This window comes from Streptomyces sp. NPDC006544, assembly GCF_040611715.1.
Taxonomy (GTDB): domain Bacteria; phylum Actinomycetota; class Actinomycetes; order Streptomycetales; family Streptomycetaceae; genus Streptomyces.
On sequence record NZ_JBEXOV010000039.1, the window covers coordinates 60,506 to 68,316 of the forward strand.

Consider the following 7,811-nt stretch of genomic DNA (forward strand, 5'->3'; position numbering starts at 1 on the left):
GGGTGAAGGGGCCCGTGGGCCGCCTGGCGAGACGCTCCGCGGGACTACTGCGTGAGGTACGCCGGGGCGGCGACGGGCAGGATGAATCGGAACTCGGCTCCGCCGCCGGGGCCGCGGCCGACCTTGATGGTGCCGCCGTGGGCTTCCACGATCCCCTTGACGATGTACAGGCCCAGGCCGGTGCCGCCGCGCTTGCTGCCCCGCCAGAAGCGGGTGAAGACGCGGCCCATCGACTCCTCGGGGATCCCGGGGCCCTCATCGGTCACGGTGACGGCGGTTCCCTTCTCGGTCTTCCCCGCGGCGTTCGCGAAGGTGGTCGGCGCCACGTCGATGGTGACCGTTCCCTCGCCGTGCCGCACCGCATTTTCGAGGAGGTTGCCGAGGATCTGGTCGATCTTGTCGGGATCCGCCCAGCAGTCGGGCAGCGGGCGGCTCACGCTGACGAGGAACCGCTCCGGGGCCTGTCCGTTCGCGGTGAGCGCCTGGACGTGACGGCCGACGGCGGTGGAGAGGTCGACCGGCTGGCGGCGCACCTCGAGGCGGCCCGAGTCGATGCGGGAGATGTCGAGGAGCTCCGTGATGAGCCGGGTGACGCGGTTGGCGTCGGCGTCGACGGTCTCCAGCATCAGCCGCTTCTGGTCGTCGGTGAATCTCTCCCACTTGGCGAGCAGGGTCGCCGTGAACCCCTTGACGGAGGTCAGCGGGGAGCGCAGCTCGTGCGCGACGGTGGCGATCAGCTCGGCGTGGCTGCGCTCCGTGCGCCGCCGGGCGTCGGTGCCCCGCAGGGTGACGACCAGACGGCGCAGCGGGCCGGTGGGGTGGGTGCGCACGTACCGGGCGGAGACGAGCACCTCGCGGCCGCCGGGGAGCAGCAGGTTCCGCTCGGGCTGGCCGCGCCGGGTGGCGAGGCCCCCGTAGGGGTCGGTCATGGCCCACCAGCGGCGGCCTTCGAGGTCCTCCAGCGGGAGCGCGCGCTCGATGCCCACGCCGATCGCCTGGCCGGCCGCGAGCGCGGTGATCCGTTCGGCGGCCGAGTTGAAGCAGACGACCCGGCCGGTGGCGTCGGCGATCACGAGCCCGTCGGGCAGGTCGTCGGGGTCGATCCCGAGGGCGGCGAACTCGCCGCGGACGTCCGGTCCGGGCCCCGCGCCGGCGCTCGTTGCGCTGCCGGGGCCCGCGGGGTCCCCGGGGCTCGCGTGCGGGGTCCGGGCGGCGTGCCCGGCCTGAGTGGACTGCCCGGGCTGGGCGGGCTGGGCGGGCACCCGGGCGGGATCGCCCTGCTGGGGCAGGGCCGCCAGGACCGGTGCGCCGGCTGCCTTCGCGGCCCCCGGCGAGCTGTTCGTACCGACGGTCATGTACCCGTACCCCACATCTCCGAGTAGCGCAGTGGGCCCCCCGGGCGGCCACATTACTAGCTGGGGGTCACGGAGCGGCACCCTCCGGGCGCCCGCTGTGCACGCGCGGAGGCGTAGAGGCACACGGCGGCGGCCGTCGCGAGGTTCAGGCTCTCGGCCTTGCCGTGGATCGGGACCCGTACCACCGCGTCGGCGAGCGCCCGGGTCTCCTCGGGCAGGCCCCAGGCCTCGTTGCCGAAGATCCAGGCCGAGGGGGTGCCCATGGAGCCCGCGTCCAGCTCGGCGTCGAGGTCGTCGTGGCCGGCCCCGTCGGCGGCCAGGATCCGCACCCCGGCGGCGCGCAGGCCCTGGACGGCCTGCTCGACGGGGACGCCCACGGCCACCGGGAGGTGGAAGAGGGAGCCCACGGAGGCCCGTACCGATTTGGGGTTGTACAGGTCCACGGAGGCGTCGGTCAGCACCACGGCGTCCGCTCCGGCGGCGTCCGCGCAGCGCAGCACCGTGCCGGCGTTGCCGGGGTCGCGGACGTGGGCGAGGACGGCGACCAGCTTCGGCCCGGCCCGCAGGATCTCCTCGAAGGGCGAGTCGAGGAAGTGGCAGACGCCGACCAGGCCCTGCGGGGTGACGGTCTGCGAGACCTCGGCGAGCACCTCGTCGGAGGCGTAGTGGACGCGGGCGCCCGCGGCGAGGGCGGCGTCGACGATGTCGGCGTAGCGCTCGGCGGCCTCGGCGGTCGCGAACAGCTCGATCAGGGTGGGCTCGCCGTCGCCGCCCCGGTGCTCCGCGGCCTCGCGCACGGCCTGCGGGCCCTCGGCGATGAAGCGGCGCTCCTTGGTGCGGAAATTGCGGCGCGCCAGTCGCCTGGCGGCGGCCACCCGCGGGGATCGGGGGGAGATCGGCTCGGCGGGGGTGCCCATGGAGGTCGGCTCGCTTCCGTGCGTACTGCGGGTCGAAACGGGTGGAACAGGCGCAATGTGGTGAGATGTACTGGAGCAGGTGGGTCAACGCACCGGACCCGCAGGCGCGAGGCCTGCGGGTCCGGGCAAAATACTGCAGCCATGAGGGCTTGCTGCTCAGGCAGCGACCTTCGGGGCGTTGACGTCGGCCGGGAGGGCCTTCTGCGCGACCTCGACCAGCGCGGCGAACGCGTTGGCGTCGTTGACGGCCAGCTCGGCGAGGATCTTGCGGTCCACCTCGATGTTGGCGGCCTTCAGACCCTGGATGAGGCGGTTGTACGTCATGCCGTTCTGGCGGGCAGCAGCGTTGATGCGCTGGATCCACAGCTGACGGAAGTCACCCTTGCGCTTCTTGCGGTCGTTGAAGTTGTAGACCAGCGAGTGGGTGACCTGCTCCTTGGCCTTGCGGTACAGGCGCGAACGCTGACCGCGGTAGCCCTTGGCAGCCTCGAGGATTGCCCGGCGCTTCTTGTGGGCGTTTACTGCCCGCTTGACGCGTGCCACTTTTAACTCCTTGTAGCGGGGCCGTGGTTGTCTTCACACGGCCCGAATTCGATGGGGTCCCGGTCTTGACGTCCCGCTCCCGGAAAGGGAGCGGAGAGCGTCACTTGCCGAGAAGCTTCTTGATCTTCGCGGCGTCGCCGGGGGCCATCTCCGCGGTGCCGGTGAGGCGGCGGGTGACACGGGACGACTTGTGCTCGAGCAGGTGGCGCTTGCCGGCGCGCTCGCGGAGCACCTTGCCGGAGCCGGTGATCTTGAAGCGCTTCTTGGTCCCGCTGTGCGTCTTGTTCTTCGGCATAGCGCCGTTATCTCCTCGTCGGTGGCGCCCCCACCGGCCCTGTAGGGGGCCGGCTCACCGGAGCGTCATGTTGTGTGGTGATCCGAGACGGGCTGCCTCGGATCAGGCCTGGGCAGGAGCCTCGGGAGAGGCGTCCGCCTCGGGGGCGGCCTCGGGGGCGTCGGCCGCCTCGTCGGAAGCGCCCTCCGCGACCTCGGTGGCCTCGGCGGCCGCGATGTCAGCGTCCCCGGCCTCGAACTCGGCGTCCTCGGTGAGGGCCTCGTCGTCGGTGGGGGCGAGGCCCTGGCGCTCGGCCTTGCGGGCGGCCTGCGCCTCGCGGGCTTCGGCCATCGCCTCGGTCTTCTTCTTGTGCGGACCGAGAACCATGATCATGTTTCGGCCGTCCTGCTTCGGGTTCGACTCGATGAACCCCAGGTCCTCGACGTCGGCCGCGAGGCGCTGGAGCAGTCGGAAGCCGAGCTCCGGGCGGGACTGCTCACGACCACGGAACATGATCGTGATCTTGACCTTGTCACCCTGCTTGAGGAACCGGACGACGTGACCCTTCTTGGTGTCATAGTCGTGCGGGTCGATCTTCGGCCGGAGCTTCATTTCCTTGATGACCGTGTGCGCCTGGTTCTTGCGCGCCTCACGGGCCTTCATGGCCGACTCGTACTTGAACTTGCCGTAGTCCATGAGCTTGCAGACCGGCGGGCGTGCGGACGCCGCGACCTCGACCAGGTCGAGGTCGTACTCCTGCGCGAGCTCGAGCGCCTTGGCAAGCGGCACGATGCCGACCTGCTCGCCGCTCGGGCCGACAAGTCGTACCTCGGGAACGCGAATCCGGTCGTTGATGCGGGGCTCGGTGCTGATGGATCCTCCTCGGTAGCACCACACGGCTGCCTGGAGGACAGCCGCTGACGTAATTCCGTCAGACCGACCGCGGCGGAGAATCAAAAAAGCCCCGCCGGGCACAGGCAGGGGCTCCAATACAACCGGAGCACCTTCGCGTGCGAACCGCGGGGCGCAACATCGGGCAGCTTTCCATCGTCCGTACGGAACGATGGATACCGCCTGACCGGTGACCCGCCTCCCTGAGGGTGGTCGGGTGGGAGAATCGGAGCCTCCACTTGTTGGCCGGGCACGTGAGTGTCCGGCCGGTCGATGTACATACTAGCACCCTCGTTGCAAGCCCACCGCTCCGCATATCGTGGTGCACATGACTGACGCGACGCCCTCCGGTTCCACTCCCCAATCCCCCGACTACGACGACATGACCCGCGACATCGCGGACGTGCCCGCGGTCGAGGTCATCACCACGGTGGCCGTCCACCTGCTCAGCGCAGCGGCGGTCAACCTGGGCCTGGACAAGCCCGACTCCGAGCACAAGGACCTCGACGAGGCCCGCAAGCTGATCACCGCCCTGGCCGGGCTGGTCACCGCGAGCGCCACCGAGATCAGCTCCTTCCACGCCGCCCCGCTGCGCGACGGCCTGAAGTCCCTCCAGCTCGCCTTCCGCGAGGCCTCTCTGGTGCCGGACGAGCCGGGGCAGGGTCCGGGCGAGAAGTTCACGGGTCCCGTGTACGCGTAGCCCGCCCCGTGCCGGCCGTGGGCACAGGACACGCGGCCGGCGGTCCACGCGGTCCACGTCACGGGGACGAGACGAAGGGGACCCGAGCGGATGCTCGGGCCCCCTTCGCGTGTCCGCGGTCGCGACGCCCCTCAGCGGGTGAACAGCGCCTCACCGGGCGGGACCGGAGCACCCTGCGGGAGCAGCGCCAGGTCCAGTCCTCCTACGAGGCGTGCGCGCAGGGTCTCGTCGGCCGCCAGGGCCTCGGCCACGCGCCGGGCCGCGGCCGGGGCCTGCGGGCCGGCGGCCAGCACGATGGCCAGGGTCCCGTCGGCGTCCTGGCCGCCCGGGCCCAGGTGGGCCGCGAGCACGGCGGGCTCCGCGGCCACGACCGCTCGCACCGCCTCGCGCACGGCCGGGTCGGCGAGCGGACCGGAGTCGTCACGGCCCTCGGCCAGTGCCAGCAGCGCGGGGCCGGTCAGCTGGTAGGCGACCGGTCCGGACAGGTCGATGACGACGGTGTCGGCCTTCTCGTGCGCGGCGGCGGCGAGGGCCTGGTGCAGCGGGACCGCCACCGGGCGGGCGGCCGGGTCCCACCGGGCCAGCGAGGCGGTGGAGGTGAAGGCGGGCAGAGCCCGCCGGTCCCCCGCCCGCAGCGTGGGGACGGCCATGTCGCTGGTCTTCTCGCGCCTGAGGCCGGTCTCGGGGTCGGTCTCGACCTCGCCGAGGACCGCGACGACGGGAACCAGCAGCCGGGCGCCCCGGAGCGCGGCCAGCACCTCCGGCTCCCTGCTCCGGTCCTCGGCCCAGGCGGCCAGGGCCGCGCTCAGCCGCGGGTCGGCGGTGCCGTCGTCGTCGGAGAAGCCGGGGTCGGGGATGTTCTTGTTGGAAACGGTCTTGTTCGCCACAGTTACCCGAGCCTATCCCCCCGCGCCGGCTTCGGTCGCCGGGCCAGTACGCCGGCCAGTGCGAGCAGCGCCAGCCCCGCGGCGGCGCCCGCCGGGGCGCCGAGGCGGGCCCGGCGCTCGGGGTTCGCGGGCTGCTCGGGGCCGGGGCCGAAGTAGGGACCCGCGGCCGCGACGGGCAGGGGCAGCGACGGCTCGCCGGTCATCGCCTCGGCGACCTGGAGGGCGGCGACCGGGTCCACCAGGCCGAATCCGCGGGAGTCGTCGCGGCCGCCGGCCGGGGAGCCGGAGGCGGTGTCCTCCAGCAGTTTCTTGATCTGCGCCGGGGACAGGCCCGGGTGGGCGGCCTTGACCAGGGCGACGGCGCCGGAGACGAAGGCGGACGCGGCGCTGGTGCCCCAGCCCTCGTAGTAGGAGCGGTCGGGGTCGGCGATGACCACGTCGACCCCGGGGGCGCTGACGGTGGCGTACCAGTTGCGGGTGGAGAAGGCGGCCTTCTTGCCCTTGCGGTCGACGGCCGTGACGGCGATGACCCCGGGGTAGGCGGCCGGGTAGGAGGCGTGGTCCCCCTCTTCGCCGCCGTTGCCGGCGGAGGCGACGACGGCCACGCCCTTGGCCAGGGCGTACTGCACGGCCTCGTCCTCGCCGGCCTCGTGGTGGGCGGAACTGCTGTCGTCGCCGAGGGACAGGTTGATCACGTCGGCCCCGTGGTCGGCCGCCCAGCGGATGCCCTCCGCGAGGGCGCCGCCCTTGCTGTCGCGGGCCTTGCTCCGGCCGGGGTCGCCCTCCTCGAGGATCACGCGGACCGGGAGGATCTTCGCCTGGGGGGCGATGCCGAGGACACCCTGCCCGCGGCTGGGTCCGTGCCCGTGGCCGGCGATGATCCCGGCCATGGCCGTGCCGTGCCGGGCCCAGGCGCGGTCGCCGCGGCCCGCGCCCATCCCGACGAGGTCGGTGCCCTCGAGGACCTGGCCCGCCAGGTCGGGGTGGGCCCCGTCCACGCCGGTGTCGAGGACGGCGACGGTGACCCCGTCGCCCCGGGTGGTGCCCCAGGCCTCCTCGGCGCGCAGGGCGATGAGACCCCACTGACGGTCGCGGATGGCGTCGGCGGCGGCCGGTGGCACGGCGACGACGGTCAGGAGGGCGCCGAGGGCGATCCCCGCGGCGACGTGACGGCGCGACGGACGGCGGGCCGGGAGGACCGCCGTAGGGACGGACCGACGGACGCGCGGACGCATGCGCAGACGGATCCGCGGACGAAGGCGCGGACCGGCCGGCCGGCTGCGCGTCGGGGTCACCGGATCCGTCGGGCGGCTCACGGGCGGCTCATCGGGCGGCCGCCGGAGCGGGCGGCGCCGCGAGGGCCCGTACGGCGCGTTCCACACGGTCGGCGACGGCCTTGGCCTCGTGGCCGAGGCCCGCCTGGGCCACGGCTCCGGTGGCGCCCTTGGCCATCGTCTCCTCGGCGGGGCGGGGGCCGTCCAGGATCCGGCCGTCGGCGAAGGCGGAGACGGTGTAGACGACGACGGGGGCCTCGGGGAGCACCGAGGCGGTCCAGGCGGCGCGCCGGTCGTCGGGGAAGCCGTAGCCGGGCGGGACGGTCAGCCGGCCGCGCAGCGCGTTCATGGCGGGGGCCTCGGCGGGGGTGAAGACCATGCCGACGGTGACGAGCGAACTGCGGGTGGCGTCGGTGTAGGTGGCGCGGAGCACCCGGGTGCAGCCCGCTCCGGCGAGCAGCGCCCGCCAGTCGGGGGCGAGTGCGGCGGGGCATTCGGCGTCGGGGGCGAGCGCGACGCGGGTCCACGTGCGGTCGGCGCCGCCCGGGCCGGAGCCGTCCCCGTCGAGGACGGGCGGGAAGAGGGTGTCGACGGGGGTGGCCCGCCAGAGGGAGGCCGCCTTGCGGTAGGCGGCGTCGGCGGCCGGTGCCCGGTGCTCGGCGCGGTGTTCGGTGACGGCCGTGCAGGCCGCGGCGGCGCTCAGGCCGGAGCCGAGGAGGCCGCACAGGACGGCGGCGAAGACCCTGCCGGGACGGCGTCGGGGCGGAGCGGGAGGCCGGTCGGGCGCGGTCAGGACCTCGCCGTGCGGTGTGGACGTGCTCATCCGGTGGCTCCGCCCCCCGTTCCGTACGGCTGCCTGCCCCTACTTTACGCGCCCGCGGCCACCGGCCCGGCGGGCCACCAGCTCACCACCACCGCCGGTGTCCCCAGCGGTACGATCACTTCCCGCACCCGCCCCGGCGGGCCCTGG

Annotated in this window: 9 protein-coding genes; 1 reads left to right on the forward strand and 8 read right to left on the reverse strand. The window is 73.7% G+C overall.

What is annotated here, in order from left to right; all coding sequences use genetic code 11:
• Positions 1 to 44 precede the first annotated feature (44 nt).
• The 5 genes from ABZY44_RS19665 to infC all read right to left on the reverse strand — a co-directional run bounded on the left by ABZY44_RS19665 (position 45) and on the right by infC (position 3,986).
• Positions 45 to 1,355: an ATP-binding protein gene (locus ABZY44_RS19665; RefSeq protein WP_356655437.1), complete on the reverse strand. Its 1,311-nt coding sequence runs from the start codon at positions 1,353 to 1,355 to the stop codon at positions 45 to 47.
• A gap of 56 nt (positions 1,356 to 1,411) precedes the next feature.
• Positions 1,412 to 2,272, reverse strand: a complete 861-nt coding sequence (locus ABZY44_RS19670; protein ID WP_356655439.1) for an RNA methyltransferase — start codon at positions 2,270 to 2,272, stop codon at positions 1,412 to 1,414.
• Positions 2,273 to 2,428: 156 nt separating this feature from the next.
• Positions 2,429 to 2,815 carry a 50S ribosomal protein L20 gene (rplT, locus tag ABZY44_RS19675; RefSeq protein WP_215021862.1) on the reverse strand — a complete coding sequence of 129 codons (387 nt, stop codon included), beginning with the start codon at positions 2,813 to 2,815 and terminating at the stop codon, positions 2,429 to 2,431.
• Between the two features lie 100 nt (positions 2,816 to 2,915).
• A complete protein-coding gene (rpmI, locus tag ABZY44_RS19680) occupies positions 2,916 to 3,110 on the reverse strand; it encodes a 50S ribosomal protein L35 (RefSeq protein WP_030157249.1) in 195 nt (64 codons plus the stop codon).
• Between the two features lie 102 nt (positions 3,111 to 3,212).
• The gene (gene infC / locus ABZY44_RS19685) at positions 3,213 to 3,986 is read right to left on the reverse strand and encodes a translation initiation factor IF-3 (protein ID WP_356655442.1); all 774 of its coding nucleotides are present in this window, start codon (positions 3,984 to 3,986) and stop codon (positions 3,213 to 3,215) included.
• A gap of 322 nt (positions 3,987 to 4,308) precedes the next feature.
• On the opposite strand from infC, the gene ABZY44_RS19690 reads away from it, so the two are divergent.
• Positions 4,309 to 4,680 carry a DUF1844 domain-containing protein gene (locus ABZY44_RS19690; protein ID WP_356655444.1) on the forward strand — a complete coding sequence of 124 codons (372 nt, stop codon included), beginning with the start codon at positions 4,309 to 4,311 and terminating at the stop codon, positions 4,678 to 4,680.
• Between the two features lie 131 nt (positions 4,681 to 4,811).
• Here the strand turns inward: ABZY44_RS19690 and ABZY44_RS19695 are convergent, their stop codons facing one another.
• From ABZY44_RS19695 to ABZY44_RS19705, 3 genes are all read right to left on the reverse strand, one after another.
• On the reverse strand, positions 4,812 to 5,567 hold the full coding sequence (locus tag ABZY44_RS19695) for an SseB family protein (protein ID WP_356655446.1): 756 nt from the start codon (positions 5,565 to 5,567) through the stop codon (positions 4,812 to 4,814).
• Between the two features lie 2 nt (positions 5,568 to 5,569).
• Entirely contained in the window at positions 5,570 to 6,802 is a 1,233-nt protein-coding gene (gene mycP / locus ABZY44_RS19700; RefSeq protein WP_356655448.1) for a type VII secretion-associated serine protease mycosin, read from the reverse strand.
• Between the two features lie 88 nt (positions 6,803 to 6,890).
• Positions 6,891 to 7,664, reverse strand: a complete 774-nt coding sequence (locus ABZY44_RS19705; RefSeq protein WP_356655450.1) for a hypothetical protein — start codon at positions 7,662 to 7,664, stop codon at positions 6,891 to 6,893.
• Positions 7,665 to 7,811 lie beyond the last annotated feature (147 nt).

Excerpts from the sequence above, each read along its gene's own strand:
- rpmI (WP_030157249.1), bottom strand. The coding sequence starts at position 3,110 with ATGCCGAAGAACAAGACGCACAGCGGGACCAAGAAGCGCTTCAAGATC.
- ABZY44_RS19670 (WP_356655439.1), bottom strand. The coding sequence starts at position 2,272 with ATGGGCACCCCCGCCGAGCCGATCTCCCCCCGATCCCCGCGGGTGGCC.
- ABZY44_RS19690 (WP_356655444.1), top strand. The coding sequence starts at position 4,309 with ATGACTGACGCGACGCCCTCCGGTTCCACTCCCCAATCCCCCGACTAC.
- ABZY44_RS19705 (WP_356655450.1), bottom strand. The coding sequence starts at position 7,664 with ATGAGCACGTCCACACCGCACGGCGAGGTCCTGACCGCGCCCGACCGG.
- ABZY44_RS19665 (WP_356655437.1), bottom strand. The coding sequence starts at position 1,355 with ATGACCGTCGGTACGAACAGCTCGCCGGGGGCCGCGAAGGCAGCCGGC.
- mycP (WP_356655448.1), bottom strand. The coding sequence starts at position 6,802 with ATGCGTCCGCGCGTCCGTCGGTCCGTCCCTACGGCGGTCCTCCCGGCC.